At 41.3% G+C, this 21,178-nt stretch carries 17 protein-coding genes; 9 read left to right on the plus strand and 8 right to left on the minus strand.

Annotation, left to right across the window (positions count from 1 at the left end; translation table 11 throughout):
- Nucleotides 1-28 precede the first annotated feature (28 nt).
- Nucleotides 29-211, plus strand: coding sequence for a hypothetical protein (locus QTN47_RS06370; RefSeq protein ID WP_369328505.1), 183 nt, complete (start codon nt 29-31; stop codon nt 209-211).
- Nucleotides 212-608: 397 nt separating this feature from the next.
- Here QTN47_RS06370 and QTN47_RS06375 read toward each other — a convergent pair whose 3' ends face one another.
- The 6 genes from QTN47_RS06375 to QTN47_RS06400 form a co-directional block, all read right to left on the minus strand.
- Nucleotides 609-1,424, minus strand: coding sequence for an OmpA/MotB family protein (locus QTN47_RS06375; RefSeq protein ID WP_369328506.1), 816 nt, complete (start codon nt 1,422-1,424; stop codon nt 609-611).
- 292 nt (nt 1,425-1,716) lie between these two features.
- The gene (locus tag QTN47_RS06380) at nt 1,717-4,227 is read right to left on the minus strand and encodes a DNA gyrase/topoisomerase IV subunit A (protein WP_369328507.1); all 2,511 of its coding nucleotides are present in this window, start codon (nt 4,225-4,227) and stop codon (nt 1,717-1,719) included.
- Between the two features lie 6 nt (nt 4,228-4,233).
- Nucleotides 4,234-4,797: a hypothetical protein gene (locus QTN47_RS06385; RefSeq protein ID WP_369328508.1), complete on the minus strand. Its 564-nt coding sequence runs from the start codon at nt 4,795-4,797 to the stop codon at nt 4,234-4,236.
- 6 nt (nt 4,798-4,803) lie between these two features.
- Nucleotides 4,804-5,895, minus strand: coding sequence for an AAA family ATPase (locus QTN47_RS06390; RefSeq protein ID WP_369328509.1), 1,092 nt, complete (start codon nt 5,893-5,895; stop codon nt 4,804-4,806).
- Between the two features lie 17 nt (nt 5,896-5,912).
- A complete protein-coding gene (locus QTN47_RS06395; protein ID WP_369328510.1) occupies nt 5,913-6,782 on the minus strand; it encodes a DUF1835 domain-containing protein in 870 nt (289 codons plus the stop codon).
- A gap of 112 nt (nt 6,783-6,894) precedes the next feature.
- Nucleotides 6,895-8,793 carry a DNA topoisomerase IV subunit B gene (locus QTN47_RS06400; protein ID WP_369328511.1) on the minus strand — a complete coding sequence of 633 codons (1,899 nt, stop codon included), beginning with the start codon at nt 8,791-8,793 and terminating at the stop codon, nt 6,895-6,897.
- Nucleotides 8,794-9,112: 319 nt separating this feature from the next.
- Between QTN47_RS06400 and QTN47_RS06405 the strand changes: the two genes are divergently transcribed.
- The 4 genes from QTN47_RS06405 to QTN47_RS06420 all read left to right on the plus strand — a co-directional run bounded on the left by QTN47_RS06405 (nt 9,113) and on the right by QTN47_RS06420 (nt 13,145).
- A complete protein-coding gene (locus tag QTN47_RS06405) occupies nt 9,113-10,018 on the plus strand; it encodes a transglutaminase domain-containing protein (protein WP_369328512.1) in 906 nt (301 codons plus the stop codon).
- 187 nt (nt 10,019-10,205) lie between these two features.
- Entirely contained in the window at nt 10,206-10,706 is a 501-nt protein-coding gene (locus tag QTN47_RS06410; RefSeq protein ID WP_369328513.1) for a YkgJ family cysteine cluster protein, read from the plus strand.
- Between the two features lie 329 nt (nt 10,707-11,035).
- Complete coding sequence (mqnE, locus tag QTN47_RS06415) at nt 11,036-12,214, plus strand: aminofutalosine synthase MqnE (RefSeq protein WP_369328514.1); 1,179 nt, start codon at nt 11,036-11,038, stop codon at nt 12,212-12,214.
- 166 nt (nt 12,215-12,380) lie between these two features.
- Nucleotides 12,381-13,145 carry a TIGR03915 family putative DNA repair protein gene (locus tag QTN47_RS06420; RefSeq protein WP_369328515.1) on the plus strand — a complete coding sequence of 255 codons (765 nt, stop codon included), beginning with the start codon at nt 12,381-12,383 and terminating at the stop codon, nt 13,143-13,145.
- Nucleotides 13,146-13,472: 327 nt separating this feature from the next.
- Here the strand turns inward: QTN47_RS06420 and ccsA are convergent, their stop codons facing one another.
- On the minus strand, nt 13,473-15,956 hold the full coding sequence (gene ccsA, locus QTN47_RS06425; RefSeq protein ID WP_369328516.1) for a cytochrome c biogenesis protein CcsA: 2,484 nt from the start codon (nt 15,954-15,956) through the stop codon (nt 13,473-13,475).
- 76 nt (nt 15,957-16,032) lie between these two features.
- A complete protein-coding gene (locus QTN47_RS06430) occupies nt 16,033-16,449 on the minus strand; it encodes a cytochrome c maturation protein CcmE domain-containing protein (RefSeq protein ID WP_369328517.1) in 417 nt (138 codons plus the stop codon).
- Between the two features lie 523 nt (nt 16,450-16,972).
- Between QTN47_RS06430 and QTN47_RS06435 the strand changes: the two genes are divergently transcribed.
- From QTN47_RS06435 to QTN47_RS06450, 4 genes are all read left to right on the plus strand, one after another.
- Nucleotides 16,973-18,016, plus strand: a complete 1,044-nt coding sequence (locus tag QTN47_RS06435; protein ID WP_369328518.1) for an agmatinase family protein — start codon at nt 16,973-16,975, stop codon at nt 18,014-18,016.
- Nucleotides 18,016-18,576: a hypothetical protein gene (locus tag QTN47_RS06440; RefSeq protein WP_369328519.1), complete on the plus strand. Its 561-nt coding sequence runs from the start codon at nt 18,016-18,018 to the stop codon at nt 18,574-18,576. The genes QTN47_RS06435 and QTN47_RS06440 overlap by 1 nt, the downstream gene beginning before the upstream one ends.
- A 70-nt stretch (nt 18,577-18,646) precedes the next feature.
- Nucleotides 18,647-19,969 (plus strand): radical SAM family protein, encoded by a 1,323-nt coding sequence (locus tag QTN47_RS06445; RefSeq protein WP_369328520.1) that lies wholly within the window; start codon nt 18,647-18,649, stop codon nt 19,967-19,969.
- A 185-nt stretch (nt 19,970-20,154) separates the two neighbouring features.
- Nucleotides 20,155-21,120 carry a DMT family transporter gene (locus QTN47_RS06450; protein WP_369328521.1) on the plus strand — a complete coding sequence of 322 codons (966 nt, stop codon included), beginning with the start codon at nt 20,155-20,157 and terminating at the stop codon, nt 21,118-21,120.
- Nucleotides 21,121-21,178: the final 58 nt, after the last annotated feature.

Consider the following 21,178-nt stretch of genomic DNA (forward strand, 5'->3'; position numbering starts at 1 on the left):
GATAACGGATAAAATTAAAAACCAGGCGATGTTTGTTGAAGCATCGCCTGGTTTTGTTTTGGGCAAAGGTTTCACGCAACGAACGCTAAGAGGCAGCGGCGCGGCGGTTTTAGAGAAACAACTGACTGATTTTGCCAGGGAGGCGCAAAGAAGCACAAAGAATTTTGAAACAGGAAGGCGCGAAGAACACGAAGAGGCACGAAGGTTTTAAAGGTGCGCAAGCGCGGATAAGAACACAAAGTGAGAAACCACGGAGCCACTTACGACACAAAGAACCACGGAGTTTCGATACCAGAACGTATTTTGACCTAAACTAAAAAGGCTGGCCCCAAAAAAGGCCATTGCGCCGCCGCTTCTCCGCGAGCGCTGCGTGAAATAAAAAAGGTCGTTGCGCTGTCGCTTCTCTGCGAGCGCGGCGTGAAACACGTGAAACAAAAAAGGTGTAAAAAGCCAAATTTCTTTCGCCCTTTACACCCTATTTTTCGTTCTCAATTTACCTACCTCAATTACTCAAATCAATAACTCCTCCTGGTAGTTCATTTTCAATTATCAACTTTCAATTTTCCATTAACCAAGGTCAATTTTCAACTTTCAATTCTCAATTAAACTCAGCTTTCCAGCAGCTTATACAACTCATCCAGCTTGGGCGTAAGGATAATTTCAGTGCGCCTGTTTTTAGCTCTTCCTTCGGGAGTAGCGTTACTTTCTACCGGATCGTATTGGCTGTGACCGGATGCGATTACTCTTGCTGGTTCAACAAGATAAGTATTCACCAGGATCCGTACGATAGATGTAGACCTGGCGACACTTAATGCCCAGTTATCTTCATACCGTCCACGGATGGGAATTGAATCTGTATGTCCTTCAATGTTTACTGATATGTCAGGATTCAGGTTGAGTACTTCCGCCAGCTTACCCAATGCATCTTTACCCTGCGCATTTACAACCGCGCTTCCGGAAGGGAACAACAGGTTTTCACTCAGGCTCACATAGACCTTTCCGTTCTTTTGTGTAACAGTTAATTCGTTTGAGCTAAATCCACCCAGGGCATCACTCATTTTCTTTTTTAACTGTGCAGCTTTTTGCTTTTGCTGATCCAGCAAAGCCTGTAGTTGTTGCAATTTCTTTTGCTGATCCTGGAATGCCTGCTGACTTGAATTTAATTGGTTTGTAAGCTTGCTTTTAGTCGCAGCTGCATCCGCAGAAAGTGTATTGTTCTGATCTGTAAGATCAGATAATTGCTTGTTTAATTCAGCTATTTTATTCTCCAATGAATTCACTTTGCTTGCTAGCATGGCACTGTCCGTCTTGGAATAGCGCAATGCAATCTGCGAATCCAGGTACTTTTTCTTCGATACACAGCTTGCCGTCAGCATGATGCCTGCTGCGGCAAGGGATATGGCAAATACACGTTGGTTGATCATAACAAAACTTGGGTTAAGAAAAGTAAAAATTCGAAATTCAAGACCCATAAGCAAGCACCTTGCCAAACAGAAAAAAAGTCAAAATTCAAAAGTCAAAATTCAAAACTTCCAGATCGGTCTTGCTCATTTTCCTTTAATGTATAATTATTTAAACAGTCCTTTTTACTTTTTACTTTTGAATTTTGACGTTTTACACTTTACATCAAAACTGGCGATTTACGCTTTCTCAAAAAATGAAGTTCATCAGCTTTAAACAGCCCTTTTTACTTTTGAATTTTTACTTCTGACTTTATTAAAACAATTCCGGCGCCTTATTATCTGCACCTTTCTCCCACTCCATTTCTACGCTTTTACTGAAGTCCATCAGCTTGGCGCCAACCGCTTTCCAGCCCATTACTTCTACCATTTTAGCTATTTTAAACTTAGCCTGGCGTGCCTGGGATCCACGGCCGGTGCGAACTAAAAGAACTGGTTCAATTGTCGTTGTAACAGCTTCCAGCCTGTTTCCTTCCACTTCTTTAATAAACATGAATTTGTTATGAAGTGTGGTGGTTTCTATCTTAAAGCGTTTTACATTGAACTGCATCTTATCTGCATCAAGGTAAACAGCCGTAACGATCTTTTCAGGATCAAACTTTTCAATCAACAAGATCTTATCTGCTTCCAGGCGCTGCGTTAATTCGGTATCCGTTATTTCATATGCACCATCAGCATAAAAAACAATTATCCTGTCTTCAGTTTCAAAGCTACCCAGGTACTCTCCTTTCTCCTCAGTATTCAATCGGCCAAACTGATCATCAAACCAAATCTTGCGACCGGCAAGTGTCGATTTTCCTTTTTCCTTCAGCTTAACGGAACGCACCGGGTATTTTGTTACCTGGTTACCCATGCTGCTGCGGCCTTTGATATCCAATTCTTCAAAGAAAAAGTCAAGTTCTTTATTTCGCGCTGATGAGCCGGGAGTCAGCAATATTTTTACTGATTCAGCTTCACCATTCGGGTTAGCAGTAAAGTACAGCACCTTACTCTTATCATTTCCTTTTGTAAGATCATATTCCTTATCACGGGTAATACCAGTTACATTAAAACGTTTAGCGTACGCAATGCCGGAAGCTCCGTCAAGATAGATCATGTTATAGGTAGTCCGGTCATCATTCTTATTAAAAATAGCTGCATGAATAATATCCTTTCCTATAAATACTTTATCCTGCACCTTCACAATCTTCATAATGCCACGCTTGGTAAACACGATCACATCATCCAGATCAGAGCATTCTGCAAGCAGTTCATCTTTCTTAAGACTTGTTCCCACAAACCCTTCTGACCTGTTTAAATACAACTTGGTATTGGCAATGGCAACCTTGTTTGCCTGAATGGTATCAAACAATTTGATCTCCGTTTTACGCTCACGTCCCTTGCCAAATTTCTTCAGCAGGCTTTCAAAATATGCAACGGCAAAATCAACCAGGTTATCCAAATCGTATTTCACCTGTTTAATGTCCGCTTCAATGCCTTTGATCTGGGCATTCAGTTCGTCAATATCCAGTTTATAAATTCGCCTTACAGGCTTTTCAGTCAGCTTTAAAATATCTTCACGCTTAATCTCTCTCTTCAGTTTTTTCTTAAATGGAACGAATGCTTTGTCAATGGCTTCAATTACTTTGTCCCATGTTTCATGTCTCTTCTCAAGTTCCTTGTATATCTTTTCTTCAAAGAAGATCTTTTCCAGAGATGTATAGTGCCATTTGTCTTCCAGCTCTGCCAGTTTTATCTCCAGCTCTCTTTTCAGCAATTCCTTGGTATTGTCTGCGGATGTTTTCAGCAGTTCATGAACACCAAGAAAGCGCGGTTTTTCTTCAACAATTACGCAGGCATTGGGCGATATGCTTACTTCACAATCAGTGAAAGCATACAGTGCGTCGATGGTAATATCAGGAGAAATACCGGCAGCCAGCTCGATCTGTATTTCAACTTCCTTTGCTGTGGCGTCGGTAACTTTCTTAATCTTGATCTTTCCCTGGTCATTGGCCTTTACAATAGACTCCATCAACGATGTCGTAGTAACACCATAGGGAACACTTCTTATAACAAGTGTCTTCTTATCCTGCTCTTCAATATTGGCTCTAACACGAATTTTACCACCGCGCTTACCTTCGTTATAGTTGGTTACATCGGCCATGCCACCAGTAAGAAAATCCGGATACAGCTCAAATTTCTTTCCTTTCAAATATTTGATAGAAGCATCACAAAGCTCTATAAAGTTGTGGGGTAATATTTTGGTTGAAAGGCCTACAGCAATACCTTCCGCTCCCTGCGCCAGCACAAGCGGAAACTTCATGGGAAGTGTTACCGGCTCTTGCTTACGGCCGTCATAGCTTAGTTGCCAGTCTGTCGTTTTTGCATTGAAAGCAACTTCCAAAGCAAATTTGGACAGGCGAGCTTCAATGTAACGTGGGGCCGCCGCATCATCACCCGTTCTTACATCACCCCAGTTACCCTGCGTTTCAATCAGCAGGTCTTTCTGCCCCATATTCACCAATGCATCGCCAATAGACGCATCACCGTGCGGATGGTACTGCATACTTTGCCCGATGATGTTGGCCACTTTATTAAAACGTCCATCATCCATTTCCTTCATTGAGTGAAGGATACGACGCTGCACAGGTTTCAAGCCATCCTCAATAGCCGGAACCGCGCGCTCCAATATTACATAGGAAGCGTAGTCAAGAAACCAGTTCTTATACTGGCCCTGTACGCCGGACTCATTGGTTAAATCAATTTCTTTAGTTATATCTTTTGCCATAATTATTTATTCTGCAAATCCCGTCTTAATTGAAAATTCTGCATCAAATTTCTTGAAATACCTGCAATTCGATATTATCGTTTCATAATTGTATTTTTCGAACAATTCCTTATTATGAGTTTCGATATATCCCCGCACATTGGATCGTAAGTACTCTTTAGGGCCTTCAATCAACATGCAGTCGTCAACTGCAGCTAACACTACATTATAACATTTGTTGATCACACTAATATCTGTAAACAACAACGCCTCCAGTTCCTGGATATTTAATAGAAATAAACCTGTTTTGTTTACGATGCTATTGCATCTTGCAAAGAACTCTTTTCGCTGACTTAACATATCAGCATTATTTTCCTTGCCGTCAAGATCTCTGATAAAGACAATGAAATCAGGTTTCGCTATCTCAAATTCTCTTCTTAAAAAACGTTTCGCGAATTGGCTGTCAAGATGATTTCCTCTTATATCACTTATCATCTCAAAAAAATCAAGCCCCTTATATTTTTTACTGAGTAGGGTTTTAACACAAGCCGTATCAACCGGAGCTTCCCCAACCAATCCGATTCGTAACATAGTTTCCTAGATTTTTTCCGTCCGCTGCAGGTCCGAAAACCTCCAGTACTCGCTTAATAGTCCTTCGTCCTTAAAATACAATTGTGCTTTATTCATCTCTGCTTCACTCAAGTGGCGGAATTTTGTGCCGTCTTTTGCTGTTATCTCCGCAATTATTATCTTGTTTAACTCATCTGCATTTAATATATCTAAAACCTGGGGAGAGTGCGTTGAAATAAAAATCTGTTGATTTTTCGAGCGCTCTCTTAAAAAATTTAAAATAAGGTGCAACTGATGAGGATGTATTCCAATTTCGGGTTCTTCGATAAAAACAACTTTAGGAGCAATGCTTTGATCTGCCGAATTGTATCCACACAACACCCCAATCAGGTAAATCATTCTTTTAGTTCCGTCCGAGAGGCCATTCCAGGAGAACCAACTGCCATTTATTTTGTATTCAAACAATAGATTTCGTATTTCAACTACGTCACTACTAACTTTTGAAATACGTAAGGCGTTACTGATGCGAATATCTTCAACGGGGGTGTAAGCACCTACACTTTCCTTAAATGTCGCATAATCAATATTAAATGCCGTATTTAGCTGTTCTAATAGTAAATCATCAGTAATAGAACGCGTGTTGCGTAAAATCCTGTTTACTATTCGTACAAAGTGAGTCGCGAACAGCGGAGCTATGGGCTTTATTGCACCCGACGCGATTTTGCTTTTATTTAAATCAAAGTTGATTACCAGTTCGTCGGCTAAAACTGATAATTCGTGAGGCATATTAAACTGAACAAACTCATAACGTAAGGGAAAGTTAGGAACATCAGTATAAGGTAGTCCGTAAAGCTCATGTCCTTCTTCAAATACTTTCAGGGTGTTGTTCCACTCTATCAATCCAGGCTTTCCATTCAATTCAACGCCTGCAGAAAAGTTATAAAGGCGATTAACTTCACCTGTGAAACAAAAATGTAAAAATTCAAAAAAATTACTTTTTCCACTTCCGTTATCGCCAATGATAATATTCAACCCATCCTCAAAATCGCATTCAAGATTTTGAATAGATTTATATCCCGAAAGATTTACGTGAGTTATATATTGCCTTTGCTCATTCATATCTAATTCCAGAATGTTTACTCCGCTGCCTCTTCCACAGGTGCAGCTTCACTGCTTGCCACCCCGGCCAGTTTTAAACTTATTTCTTTCCAGCCTTTTGTCCAGTCACCCTGCAATTCCAATACTCCCTGCTCTACCAATTTTCTCAGTCGCCAAACAAGAAATACATCCCCCGTATTTACTTTGAATTTTGAAAAGGCTGTCTGTAGTATTTTCGGCAACTTTTGAAAATCGCCGGTGATTGCTCCAAGTAAAGATTTGTCATAAAAATCAACTTCTTTACCGGCAATCTTTTTACCACCTTCCAATATGCGCACCATTGCATTTTCCTGGCAGGTCTTTTTCCATTCGTCCGGATCAAGTTCAAACTCACTTAAAGTGATCACCCTTGAAAGCCTTTTCGCTTTCAAAAATTCTTTTGGTTGAATTTGATGCAATACAGAAGGATAAAACAACTGTCCCTTTTCATTAATAAATGGAAGGTTATTCAGATAAAGAACAAAAATACGACCCTGGTATGCTTTCAACTGGCTCATCAGCCAATAATAGCCGCATACATCATGTTGGTTTTGCCCCATCCAGATCCATACATCTTTGATATACTCTTCGCTGTCTTCCTCAGCGTTTAATCTTTTCTGAAGATTGTGAACAGTCATTTTATCGTTCACAATTTCTATCTGCTCTTCGTAGGGAGAAAACTCCAGGGCTTCTTTCCAGAAATCCCTTCGGGCCTGGAAACCTTCAGCTTCATAAATATCCGCCACTGGCCCTACTGCGTAATCATCTTTTATCTGCCACACTTCACCATTCAAACCACCGCTTTCGTCCAGCGCAATGGCTTTTTGTAATACATCTATGTCTGCTTCCTGAAAAACTATATGCAACATAATAATTGAAAATTGAGAATTGAAAATTGACAATTATTCATTGAGTATTAAAACAGATAATTAAAATCACCACATGCGTTGGGCATTTTCATTGTCCATTTTCAATTGTCAATTAAACTGCCTCTTCTATTAAATCCAACTCTATCTTAAGATTATTAATAATAAACTCCTGGCGCTCCTGGGTATTTTTACCCATGAAATACTCAAGTAATGCCTGAATATGATCGCCCTGTTCAAGGATCACCGGCTGCAGCTTGATGCCATCTTCGGTAATGAAGGCTTCAAATTCTTTTGGTGAAATTTCACCAAGACCTTTGAAGCGTGTTATCTCGGGCTTGCTGCCCAGCTTCTTAACTGCCGCTTTCTTTTCGGTTTCATCGTAGCAATAGATCGTTTCCTGTTTATTGCGCACGCGGAACAACGGCGTTTCCAGAATGTATACGTGGCCACGTTTTACCAGATCCGGGAAGAACTGCAGGAAGAATGTCATTAACAATAACCTGATGTGCATTCCATCCACATCAGCATCGGTCGCAATCACAATCCTGTTATAACGCAAGCCATCCATACCGTCTTCGATATTCAGGGCATGTTGCAACAGGTTGAATTCTTCGTTCTCGTACACTATTTTCTTTGTAAGACCGAAACAGTTGAGTGGCTTACCGCGAAGGCTGAATACAGCTTGTGTATCAACGCTGCGTGCTTTGGTTATAGATCCGCTCGCACTGTCACCTTCGGTAATGAAAATCGTACTGTTATTTTGTAGTGCGATGAACTCCTCTTTGTTCTTTGCAGGTGGTTCATCATTCAAATGCACTTTACAATCGCGTAATTTTTTGTTGTGCAGGTTGGCTTTCTTGGCTCTTTCATTTGCCAGTTTTTTAATGCCTGCCAGTTCCTTTCTTTCCCGCTCACTTTGCTCTATACGTTTTTTCAACGCCTCAGCAATCGTTGCATTTCTGTGCAGGAAGTTGTCCAGTTCCCTTGCTAAAAATTCGAGCACAAAATTCTTCATGGAAGGACCATTCTCATACACGTTCAGCGAGCCAAGCTTTGTTTTGGTCTGGCTTTCAAACACAGGCTCCTGTACGCGAACCGAAATAGCTGCGCAAATGCTGCCCCGTATATCCGCAGCATCGTAATCTTTTTTATAAAAATCACGCACCACTTTTACAAAGGCCTCACGAAAAGCCTGCTGGTGCGTTCCACCTTGCGTCGTATATTGTCCGTTTACGAAAGAGTAAAGGTCTTCTCCATAGTCATTGTTGTGTGTGAAGGCCAGTTCAATATCCTCCCCTTTTAAATGCACGATTGGGTAACGGATCTCGTCCTCATTGGTTTTGCGTTGCAATAAATCAAGCAAACCATTCTTACTTACATATTTTTTTCCGTTGAAGTTGATGATCAGCCCCGCATTCAGGTAACAGTAGTTCCACAGCTGGCTATCGAGATATTCATGAATAAAATGGAAATTCTTAAAAACCGTATCATCCGGAATAAATGTTACCAGTGTACCATTGGCTTCATCTGTAGCCGTCTCTTTGTGTTCTTTCTTTAGATTCCCTTTTTCAAATTCCGCCACTTTTGTTTTACCGTCACGCACACTCTGCACGCGGAAATAATTACTCAATGCGTTAACCGCTTTGGTACCCACACCGTTCAATCCCACACTTTTCTGAAACGCCTTGCTATCGTACTTGGCGCCGGTATTGATCTTACTTACCACATCCACCACTTTTCCCAGGGGAATCCCGCGGCCGTAATCACGAATGGTAACCGATTTGTCATCAATTTTTATTTCAATCTGTTTGCCATAGCCCATTGTATGTTCATCAATACAGTTGTCCAGCACCTCCTTGATCAGGACATAAATACCATCATCGGGTGACGACCCGTCGCCCAGTTTACCAATGTACATACCGGGACGAAGACGGATATGCTCTTTCCAGTCCAGACTTCGAATACTGTCTTCCGTATAATCAAACATGTTTTTTTCTTTCGCTTCAGCCATTATAAAACTCCTTTATTCTAAAAGCTAATTATTTGAATTTTTCCTTTCCCGCGAAGTAAATACATCAAATACCGGGAATTCTTTTTCTGCTAAACCTTTCAGCAAACCACTACAACCTGCAAAAGTAAACTTTCATCAAGGGCGGCAATGTACTGTTTATAAACAAATAGCAATTTATTGTGGAAAAAAATCGCTTAAATATAAAGACTGGAATTTTTTTTGTGTAAAGAATGTCACAACTACCGTTTCAGGCGTTAAAGAGTTATCAATCCTTTAACGGTAAGAAAGCGCCAAATTTTTAGTTTTATCATCAGATTCTATGTCTACAAATGAAAAATACAGGCAATTACAGGATATTTTGAGCAATGTTGCGGGAATTCTGCTGATAATTCCGCTGGCGCCGTTCATTTGCCGTTTTATTCCGCCTGTTATTGTGGCAGATATTAATATAGATCTGATTATATCTTTTATTGTCGCTATAATTCTCGTCCGCATAACACTATGGCTGGTGAAGCCGATGGTGCTTCCGGCATCAATACTGATTATCGTAATACTGCTCATCAACCAGCTGGCTGGTGGATACAGCTTCCAGGGAATTTTCCGGGATTATAAAACATTTGCCTACACCAACTGGAAAGTGCGGGAAGAAAAACAAAGTGATTTGCTGAATGTGAGCCCATATTTGTTTGACAAACCCGCCGACAAGGTGACCAAGCGGGTAAAGGCCAAAATTCAGGACACCGATTCTACGGTTCGCAATTTCTCCGTAAAACACTCGCTGGAATTCTTCAAATCTTATGAGACAAAATATAAAATGATAACGCGCTACCTGTCATTGTTCAAATACATTAATCAAAATTTTAATTACGTTCCGGACAGCCAGCGCGATGAATACTACGCCAGCCCAAAAGAGACTATTTTGAATGGACTGGGTGGCGATTGTGATGATCACAGTATCCTGATGGCAAGTTGTTTGATGAGCATTGGTGCCAAGTGCAGACTGGTGATTATCGATGGCCATATGTACCCGGAAATGTTTGTAGGCAACAAAAAGGATTTTGAAGTGATGCAGCAGGCCATTATTCAGCTTTTCAACAATTCCCAGATCCACCGCATTTACTATCATGAGTTTAACGGCAATTACTGGATTAACCTGGATTACACTGCCTCCTATCCGGGCGGTCCTTACATGAATGATAAGGTTAAACTGGTGATTGAACCTTAATTCAATTGACAATGGAGAATTGAAAATTGACAATTACCGACCTCGTAGTTTTAAGCTTTGAGCTTTAGGCTTTAAGCTTTTTCTAAAAACTTCCGCTTTCTTCCCGTAAATGACGGACTTTTGCAGCTTGATCTTATTCAGTTTTAGGCTTTAGGCTTTGGGCTTAAGCTTCTCTAAATACAATCAGGTGGTAGAAACGAACTTACAAGTAATTGGTGCGATGGCCGAGGTGCGTGAAACGGAAAATGCGCAGTTCAAAGACTTTTTGAAGCGACAGGATGCTGAGGCTGTTGATGCGCTTGTATTTGAGCTGAATAAAAAGATTGAGGCTCAGGTGGATTGCACCAAATGCGGCAACTGCTGCAGGACGTTGATGATCAATGTTGAACAGAAAGAAGCGGATGACCTGCAAGAATTCCTGGGTGTTTCGAAGGATGAGTTTGAAACCAAATATGTTGAGAAGGGCGAAAGCGGGATGATGGTAATCAACACAATTCCCTGCCATTTTCTTTCTGAAAATAAATGCACGGTTTACGAACACCGGTTCGCGGACTGCCGCAATTTCCCCAATCTACACCTGCCGGGTTTTAACAAAAGGCTTTTCGCAACGTTTATGCACTATGGCCGCTGCCCGATTATTTATAATGTGGTGGAGGAGCTGAAGCGGGAATACAGTGATACGTTGTAAGTTTTACGTTATACGTTGACTGGAGCGGAGCTTAGGAATACTTCGCATAGTGGAACTGTGTTGAAATAGTTATATAGAATATAAACAATGTATAATAATTACACGGAGGAATACAGGAGGAGACGCGGAGGGCCACAGAGAAAAAACCATGTTACTCTGTGAAAAAAACTCAGTGTCCTCTGTGGTTAAAACTGTTTTCTCCTCCCACGCAATCATTTTTCAATTTTCCCCTATCCCCGCCCGAACGACGCCAGTCGGGCAGGAATTGTCAATTATTCTTTACCATGTTGCCCGTACCTTTGCACCTTAAATAGATAAATCCTAAGCGTATGAATAATGTTAAGACAGATGCCCAAAGAATTGTTGAATCAGTAAACAACGCTACATTAAAAAATATTGGTGAAAAGATCCTGGCGGGACAGCGAATATCCTACGACGACGGCGTTATGCTGTTTGAAGAAGCTTCGCTACCATTTGTCGGTACCCTGGCCAACTACGTTCGCGAATTAAAGCATGGCAATAAAACCTATTTTAACCGCAATTTCCACATTGAACCAACCAACGTTTGTGTTTATACCTGCAAGTTCTGCTCCTATTCACGACTTTACGCCCACCGCGAGGAAGGCTGGGAACTAAGCAGCGAGCAGATGATGGATATTGTAAGAAAATATGATGGCAAACCTGTTACAGAAGTACACATTGTTGGTGGTGTTCACCCTAAAATGAATCTTCACTTTTTTGTTGATCTTATCAAACAGATCAAAGCACATAGACCGGATCTTCATGTAAAAGGCTTTACAGCTGTGGAACTTGATTATATGTTCCGCAAAGCAAAAGTGTCTGTTGAAGAAGGTATGAAGATCCTGAACGACGCAGGATTAGATTCACTTCCGGGCGGCGGCGCTGAAATTTTTCACGATGAAATAAGGTCTCAGATCTGCAATGATAAAGCTACTGCTGACGAATGGCTGCAGATCCATAAAGCTGCACATCTTTTAGGAATGCACAGCAATGCCACCATGTTATACGGCCATATTGAAAAATACTGGCACCGTGTTGATCATATGGAAAGACTGAGACAATTGCAGGATGAAACGGGTGGATTCAATACGTTCATTCCGTTGAAATTCAGAAACGGTGATAATGAAATGAGCAATGTTCCTGAATCATCTGTTATTGAAGACATGAAACTATATGCTGTTGCCAGGCTGTATATGGACAACTTCCCGCATCTTAAAGCTTACTGGCCAATGTTGGGCAGACAAAACGCGCAACTAACATTAAGTTTCGGTGTAAATGATCTTGATGGCACCATTGATGATACAACAAAAATTTACTCAATGGCGGGAAGCGAAGAGCAAACTCCTGCATTAACTACAACTCAGCTTGTATCGTTGATTAAACAGGTGAAACGCGAACCCGTTGAAAGAGATACACTTTACAATGAAGTAAAAAATTATTCAGATATTGATCTGCATGAAATGGAAGCGAACCCGCTGTATAATTAAGTTGCAGCATTAATTTTTAATATTTTATCTTCTGCTCCGGTATGAAAAATTACTAACTTTTTTAGTATTTTCATGCCGGATTTTTTTGAGCCCCCGGCTCGCTTGCCGTCCTTGATGAAGAGAAAAGAAAGAATGATTTTCCTGAAGAAGATAAAGTATTAAGATTATGATGACGGTAATATATGACGGCAGTTTTGAAGGTTGGCTGACTTCGGTTTTTGAGATTTATGAGTATAAATACAACGAGGTTCATATTATAAAGGAACAGTATTATCGAACTTCCCTGATTGATAAATTACACAATGTATACACCTGTGAAGAGAAAGCCCAAAGAGTATGGAAGGGCTTTAAGCAGAAATTTTCCCCACGCTTGCTACAACATCTCTATCATGCATGGCTTTCTGAACAAAAAGGAATTGAAGATGTGATGTTTTATTACATTAAATCTTCGTTCACAAAAAGAAAAGCGGTTGGACTCAGTGTTTCAGACGGGCATCTTACAACTATTCAACAACTGGTTAAACAGGTTCACCGAGAAGTGTACCGCGTTAAATCTCATGTTAGATTTCAGCAAACAGCGGATAATCTTCCGTACACATTCATCGATCCTGCATTCAACGTATTGCCGCTAATAGTGGGTTATTTAAAAGAAAAATATGAAGCTCATAATTGGTTAGTCTATGATACTTTCCGCAAATATGGAATGTATTATGACCTGCAAACCGTGGAAATGGTACAGCTGGCGTTCGCCGATAACCCGGAAGATCCAGGTATAATTATTCAGCAGGAACAAGAGACCGCTTATCAAAAGCTATGGCAAAAATATTTTCAAAGTGCGAATGTCAAAGCAAGGGAGAACATAACACTGCATATTCAGCCCATGCAGTCGAAATATTGGAAGTATTTATTGGAGAAGAAAAACTTTATGTAATTGAAAATTGACTATTGACAACAATGTCGTTTAGTTAAGCAGGCATCGTCAACTTTGGGAGATGTCTCCTATCGTCGACATGACGATCCGGGCTTATCAGAAAAACTAATCACAACAGCACTGGTAACAAGTACATGATAATGTTCAAGTCTTGAATCGCATCGTCACCTAGACGACAGGAGAGGTCTCCCGAATATTGATCTGATCGTGATACTTTATGCGTGTTAAATACTACAAACGCTTAACTAAACGACATTGAATTGACAATTGAAAATGAGAAATGTTAAGTTGCCCCTTCATTTTCAATTGTCAATTTTCCCTTTTCAATTAACTCTTAACCATTTGCGGTTTGGTTACTGACTTTTTTGATTTGCCGGTTTTTACACGGTAAACCACGCTGATTACAAATCCTATCACCATTATAATTACACCTATCCACAACACGTTGATGAAAGGAAATTCATACACTTTAAGCGTAACTATATCATTTAAGCTTTTACCTTCTTTAACTCCAATCTCAAGCACGCCCTTCTTTTCATCTTTCACTTTGTTGAAACGGATGACGAGGTTTTGAGCGAGCACACTGTCTTCCAGGTTTCTGAAAGTATTACCATTGATGACGATACCCGGAGTAACATCATAGCGAATGCCATTTTTTGCAAAAACAGTCATGTTCAGCATCATGGCCGTTTCACCGGGAAGCACCTGGCGTTTGTTGTTGGGCGGGTTTACGTCAACCTTATTCAACACCATGAATCCATTGCTAAAGAAGGTGGTGTCGCCAACCTTCATATCACGTGGCTGAAAGCTCGTAGTATCATTTAAGCTTGCATCCAGGAAAGAGCTCACATATACAAAGATGTCTTTGTTCAAATAGTGTTTCTTGTCGGGATTAGCTGACTGCGACCCCTCTTCCCTGTTGCTTTTCAATACATCCGGGAACAGTGAGAATGTTTTACCGGTTGCTTTTTCCTCAAAATCAAGCTGGAAGTATCTTTTCTTGCCATTTTCCTCCACTGTATCCCGCGAATAGGTAACGTGATATTTTCCCATATCAGTTTTTAAACCCTTGAAAAGCGTGAGGTTTTCTGCAGGATCTTCGGTCTTTGTTTTCTCAAATAACGCAATACCCGTCGTGTTCTTGCTCAGTACATCTTTCTTGGCGGAAGACAGCAACACACCCAGCAGCACTAATCCAAAGCCAACGTGCGCAATGGATGCACCAGCACTTTTAATCTTTCCTTTCAGCGCGATCCAGATATATGAAGCATTCGCAACTATTGCATATACAGCCGCAAAGATGGCCATATGAATTGCGGCGAGGTAACCAATGCCGTGTTCATCGTAATGAATGCTTCCAAAGATTGAAATGATCAGGCTTATTACCAGTGATATCAGCGTCGGGATAAAGATCTTCTTGCCAAAAACACCTTTCGGTGTGTCTTTGTATTTTAAATACTGAGTAACTGCTGTAAAAATGCCGATAAGAATTGCTACATAGATCTGTACCTGGTTATATGACAGTTTGATATCTTCCGGTGGAGCGATACTCGTTCCAAATACTTTATTGAATACGGGTACGGAAGTTTTAGCGATAATAACAACAGCTGACAACAGTAATACCAATGCACCGATAAACATCCAGAACTCCCTGCTATAACTGCTTTCCTCTTTCCGGATTGTCGGGATGGATTTATAATTTTTGAAGTACAAATAGAAAGAAGGAATCGTAAACACTATAATAAAGCTCAGCAACTGCCAGGTCATATCCGCCCCTGTAAACGCATGTACGGAAGTATCACCCAAAATTCCACTTCTTGTAAGGAAGGTTGAGTAAATAATCAGGATGAAACCAAGAATATAGAACAGATAAGTAGCTCTTAGTGAGTGGCCCGTGCTTTTGTAAACAATATTGGTATGCAGCCCTGCAACAATTACCAGCCAGGGAACTAATGAAGCATTTTCTACGGGATCCCATGCCCAGTAACCGCCAAAGTTCAGCGCTTCGTACGCCCACGCGGCGCCCATCATAATACCTGTACCTAAAATGGCACCTGAAAAAGCGGCCCAGGGAATTGCAGGTTTAACCCATCCTTCTGATTTATTTACCAATCCTGAATAAGCAAAGGCAAAAGGCACAATGGTTGATGCGAAGCCGAGGAATAATACCGGAGGATGTATCACCATCCAGTAGTTCTGCAACAGCGTATTCAAACCGCTACCGTCTCTTATCAGAGAAAGGTAGTCTTTACGCAGCCCGCCTGTCAGCACATCTTTAAATACCGGAGCGTTATCAAAGAACCCTTCATTACGCATCAATGTAAAAGGGTTAATGCCGATTTTTATATTGAAGACATAAATGCCCAGTAACATGGTGGCAATGCAGAATTGCGCAAGACTGATCACAGTCATTACACCGGCCTCATGTTGTTTGCTCGTTTTAATAAGTATAAGACCAAGCACACAATGCCAGAAACTCCAAAGCATAAAGCTTCCTTCCTGCCCTTCCCAGATACAGCTAAGAAGGTATTTTGCTTCCATTGACCGGTCGCTATGCTGGTAGGCGTATTTGTATTCGAAATAATGCTGAGAGATAATGAACGCAACCAAACCAATGATCGCCACCACGCTGATACATTCCAGGATAAAAGCCGTGCGGGCCATGCGGATCCAGCTTTGTTTTTCTTCCGGAATGGAAACCTTATTTGCTTTAAAGTAAGCTATGGTAGCCACAAGGGAAGCCACGAGAGACAGGATAACGAAAAAATGCCCCGCTTGTCCTGGAAATAAATGTTCGCCTGTATAGTTCATTATCTGAAGTTACGCTGCAGTGGTTAGCAACATGAAAGTATTAGATTAGAATTTCCTCCGGTATTACAACCAGCCATTAATCATTCTTTGTAGCCGCATCCAGATCGTGTTTGATTGCATCCGGGTTGTCCTTGTATTTGGAAGGACACTTTAACAGGATATCCTTACACTCAAACTTACCATCTTTCACTTTTCCACCCAGTACCAGTCTTTCACTTTTCTCCATATCGGTGGGTTTTGTGTTATGGTAAACAACCTCCATTGTATTTCCCAATGTATCAATGGCAGTGAATGCCAGGTAGTTAGGATCTTTTACAGGGTCGTAAACAAAAGGTTTGCTTTTATCGATCTTTGCTGCAAGACGAACGAATTTTCCCTCCTTCTTCTGAGCGGAAGCGAATGAATCATAGGTACTTACATCGCCAATGTAACTAATCAGAACAGCAATGGCGATGGCGATAAACACAAGTGCAATAATGTGAGTCTTCTTCATGCAACAAGAATTTCAGGCGCAAAATTAGGTCAAAAAGAGAATGTTAAGATGGTTAAGCAGGTGGTTATTTGTTAAAAGACGTTAATTTATCAGGTGTTAGGTTTCAGGTTTCAGATATCAGGTTTGAGCTATCAGCTATTAGCTATCAGCATTTAAATCTAAACAGTGAGGAGTAAGTTGTAAAAATTGACCTTTACCAGTTGATAATTAATAAGTTGCGTTCATTTTATATCCATTCTCACCTGAATATTACCGGTTTACAGCCCTGATCCAAATTAGCCTATTCTGATTTGATACGAAGCCGGCAAATCTCGTCAAGTCTCAAGCTTCATTCCTGAAACCTGGTACCCGACTACCGATGTCTCATGCTCAAACCTCACACATTCTTCCTTCTTCCTTATTCCTGAAACCCAAAACCTCACTCCTGATACCTGAAACCTCATACCTTATACCCCACCCCTCATACTAACAAACATTTTAGTTTTTTCCTCGTACCTTGCAGCCCGTTTTCAAAAGAACTGACATGGCAGACTTATCGAAATTCGACCCTAACGCCGCGGGCAACCCGCGTAACAACATCTTCGGGCTTCCATTTTCGGAAGACGACTCTAAAGTGGTCCTTTTACCGGTACCCTGGGAAGTTACAGTTAGCTATGGAGCCGGAACCGCCCGTTGTGCCGAACATATCTTCAAAGCATCACGACAGGTGGAAATTTTCGACGCGGAGACGCCGGAGCTTTGGAAATCCGGTTTTTACATGCGCGAAATAGATAAAAAGGTTCTTCTCAAAAGCGATTATCTTAGAAAAGAAGCTGAATTATACATTGATTACATTTCCGAAGGTGAAGAAGTTGCCCGCAACAAATTCATGTGCAAGAGCGTAAAGGAAATAAACGAGGGATCCAGCCTGTTGAATAAATGGGTGTACGAGCAAACGCTGGACCTGATCAACGACGGTAAACTTGTGGGCATTATCGGTGGCGATCACAGCACCCCGTTTGGTTATATTAAAGCATTATCAGAAAAACACGGAGCATTTGGCATTTTGCAAATAGATGCGCATTGCGATTTAAGAAAAGCATACGAAGGCTTTCATTACTCACACGCATCCATCATGTACAATGTACTTTCACAGATCCCGGAAGTATCAAAACTGGTGCAGGTTGGCGTGAGAGATTATAGCGATGAAGAATGGCAATATATCTGCAACAGCAATTTCCGGATCATTACCTATTTTGATCAGACGATCAAGGAAAGACAGTACGAGGGAGATACATGGAAACATATCGCAGATGAAATTGTAGATCATCTTCCTGAAAAAGTTTATATCAGTTTTGACATCGACGGACTTGATCCCAAACTCTGCCCCAATACCGGCACCCCCGTTTTTGGAGGTTTTGAGGCCGAACAGGTACTGTACTTATTCAAAAAAATAACAGCCAGCGGACGTAAGATCATTGGTTTTGACCTGGTGGAAGTTGGTGTTGGAGAAGGTAATGAAGACGCCAATGTGGCGGCCCGCATTTTATGGAAAATGTGTAACCTGCTGGCAAAAAGCAATAGCTAATGAAGAAAGAGTTTGATTATGTTATCACGCTCCGCCGGCCGGATGCGGTGCTTTTTAATTTCATCAGTCAACTGATGCTGTTTCTTTCTCTGCTCGCGTTTGTGTACACCGCTATTTATGCACCGAAACCCTTCGGTTATTACTTCGCAATAATCAGTATTCTGCTTATTGCTACCTGGATGTATGCGCGCTTTTTCAGCAAAAGTGAATATGTGTCCTATAAAATTCCCCTTGTTATTGCCGCGTTGGGTTGGTTGTATGAGGCAGGCGTTTATAAATTGGTCGCTGTGTTGCTTGGAGTTGCTTTTTTGCTTGAGAAACAGGTAAAATTTGCGGAAGAGATTGGTTTTGATAGTGAAGGCCTGACATTCAACAGTTTTCCTTCCAAATCATATAAATGGAATGATCTGGCCAATGTTGTTTTGAAGGATGGGATTATTACCTTGGACTTCAGGAACAACAAAATAATCCAGAAAGAACTCGATTCGGATGTTTCCGGCGATTTAGAAAAAGAATTTAACGAATTTTGCAGTCGGAAACTGAAAGAGCAGCACGCCTGATCATCTTCCCGCAATTCACAAAATCCTGATGCCGGTTAACGGTATCAATACTATTATCAAATAAAGCAACATGTCAATATCGCAATCTCCATACATACTGTATTCCGATGGCAAAGGCAATATCTTCGAAGATACTTCCCTGCACGTTGTAGGACGCGCGGGCTGGGATGCCTATCCCGTTCCGGTGGAAGACTGGATTGAGTTGCCTGATGGTGGTAATCTTTACGAATTGCCTGGTCGTCGAGGCATTGGTATTGACGTTCATACAGGAGAAATGCGTTTGTGCGACAAAGGCTGGGCCGTTGCTGCATTTATACCGCCTGCACATACCGGCTTGTATATTGCAGCATACGAAAGCATGCCCGATGCGCCAACTTTGCCATTGTTTTGCTACACTGCTGCCGGCTGGCTGAATGATAAATTTTATGTTCCCGCTGTACGTATAGAACGCGATATAAGACAGGAATGCGCGGGATACGACGATGAAAAAATACAACAGGGCACCAAACACTTGCTGGAAGCTTACCCGCATAACAGGCTGGTGAAACATTTGATGGATAATTGCTGTATGACCTACAATTGCCCTGCAGCAAGAAACTTTTCGCTGGGCAGATGGGAATGTCCTGTTCCTTCTTCACCTGCGTGTAATGCCAATTGTATCGGCTGTATTTCTTTTCAACCGGAAGAAGAAACAATTGTATCAACACAAGACAGGCTTACTTTTAAACCCTTACCCGAAGAGATCGTAGAATTCACCGTACCACACTTAATGAATGCACCCTACCCGATCGTAAGCTTTGGTCAGGGTTGCGAGGGAGAGCCATTGTTAATGTGGGAGACGATACGTGAATCTATTATTGAAATCCGTAAACATACAGATAAGGGCAGCATTAACATAAATACAAACGGATCTAAGCCCAATGCCGTAAGAGCCTTGTGTGAAGCGGGCTTGAACAGTATTCGTGTAAGTACCAACTCTGCACGCAAACATATTTATACGCCTTATTACCGCCCCAACAACTACCAGTTTGAAGATATAATTGAAAGCCTGAAAGTAGTACGTGAATATGGTGGATGGGCGAGTATTAACTACTTCGTATTTCCCGGAATGACAGATACCGAAGAAGAATATGAAGCATTGCGCAAACTGATCATTGACACGGACCTGACCATGATACAATGGCGCAATTTCAACATTGACCCTGACTGGTATCTCGGGCAAATTGGTGTTACAGAAACGGGAGAACTGATGGGTATTAAGCAATTGATGGACCTGATTCATGAGGAGTTTCCCAAAGTAAAATTCGGATATTATAATCCTCCAATTGAAAGAATTAAGGGCGACTACGATATGGATTTTGCACATTACAAGCATGCGGCGGGTGTGAGGTAGAGGTGTGAGGTAAAGGTGTGAGGTTTGAGGTTTGAAGCCTCCTTTATTACTTGCTGCCTCTTGAATAAAAGCTGTTTAAAATAATCCTTTCGCTGTCGCATCTAAGTACTTCGTACTTTGTAAATCGTACTTAACAGGTACTTCGTAAATCGTACTTAAAAACACTCAACTGACTGTAACAACTAATGATTGCGGAAAAAGAAAGAGTCGAATATACACCCGGGCAGAAAGGTTATAAACAACTAACACGGAAAATTCTATTGCATAAAGAAGCTCTGGGAATTATACTCGCAGTGCTGGCAACCATAGTATGGTCAGGCAACTTTATTGTAGCCCGCGGTGTTGCCAAACACATCACGCCAGTCAGTCTTGCATTCTTCAGGTGGTCAACCGCAACCGTGATACTCGCGCCATTTGCAATAAAACAATTTTTAAGTCAGCGCGAACTCATATTCAAAAACATTGGCTACTTCGCTTTGATATCATTGATAGGTGTAACGCTGTACAATACTTTTATCTATATCGCAGGACATTATTCCCCGGCTATCAACCTGGCTATTATCGGAACAACCTCCTCTCCTGTTTTTGCTATTGTCCTGGCTGCGATCATACTGAAAGAAAAAATTACAGTATTACGTATCGCGGGACTATGCACATGTATTATCGGCATCCTCTTTCTTATCTCCGAAGGAAGCTGGCAAAAGCTTGTAGCATTTCAGTTTTCAAAAGGAGATATCTGGATCCTTATAGCAGCAGTAGCATTTGCCATCTATAATGTGTTGGTGCGCAAAAAGCCAGCGGGCATCTCACCTGTTCCATTTCTTTTTACAACATTTCTGCTCGGTACTATTTTGCTGGTGCCGCTCTATATAAAAGATACAAAACAGGCGCCACCTGTTGAATGGGATTCACATCTTGTGCTGGTGATCCTCTATATTGGGGCAGGTGCATCAGTAACCGCATATATGCTATGGAACCAGGCCATCGCAAGGCTTGGCGCGGCACGTACTGCCATCTTTGGTAACCTGATACCTGTTTTCAGCATTATAGAAGCCGTTATTATTCTCAACGAAAAATTTACCATCACCCACGTTATCAGTTCTGTTATAGTAATTACCGGATTGGTGATTGCCAATTTAAGAAGAGGATAGGCAAGCTTAAAGCCTAAAACTATTTGACGCCGACGATTTTGCTCCTCCGTAATTTTCA

This window comes from Danxiaibacter flavus, assembly GCF_041060425.1.
GTDB classification, from domain to species: domain Bacteria; phylum Bacteroidota; class Bacteroidia; order Chitinophagales; family Chitinophagaceae; genus Danxiaibacter; species Danxiaibacter flavus.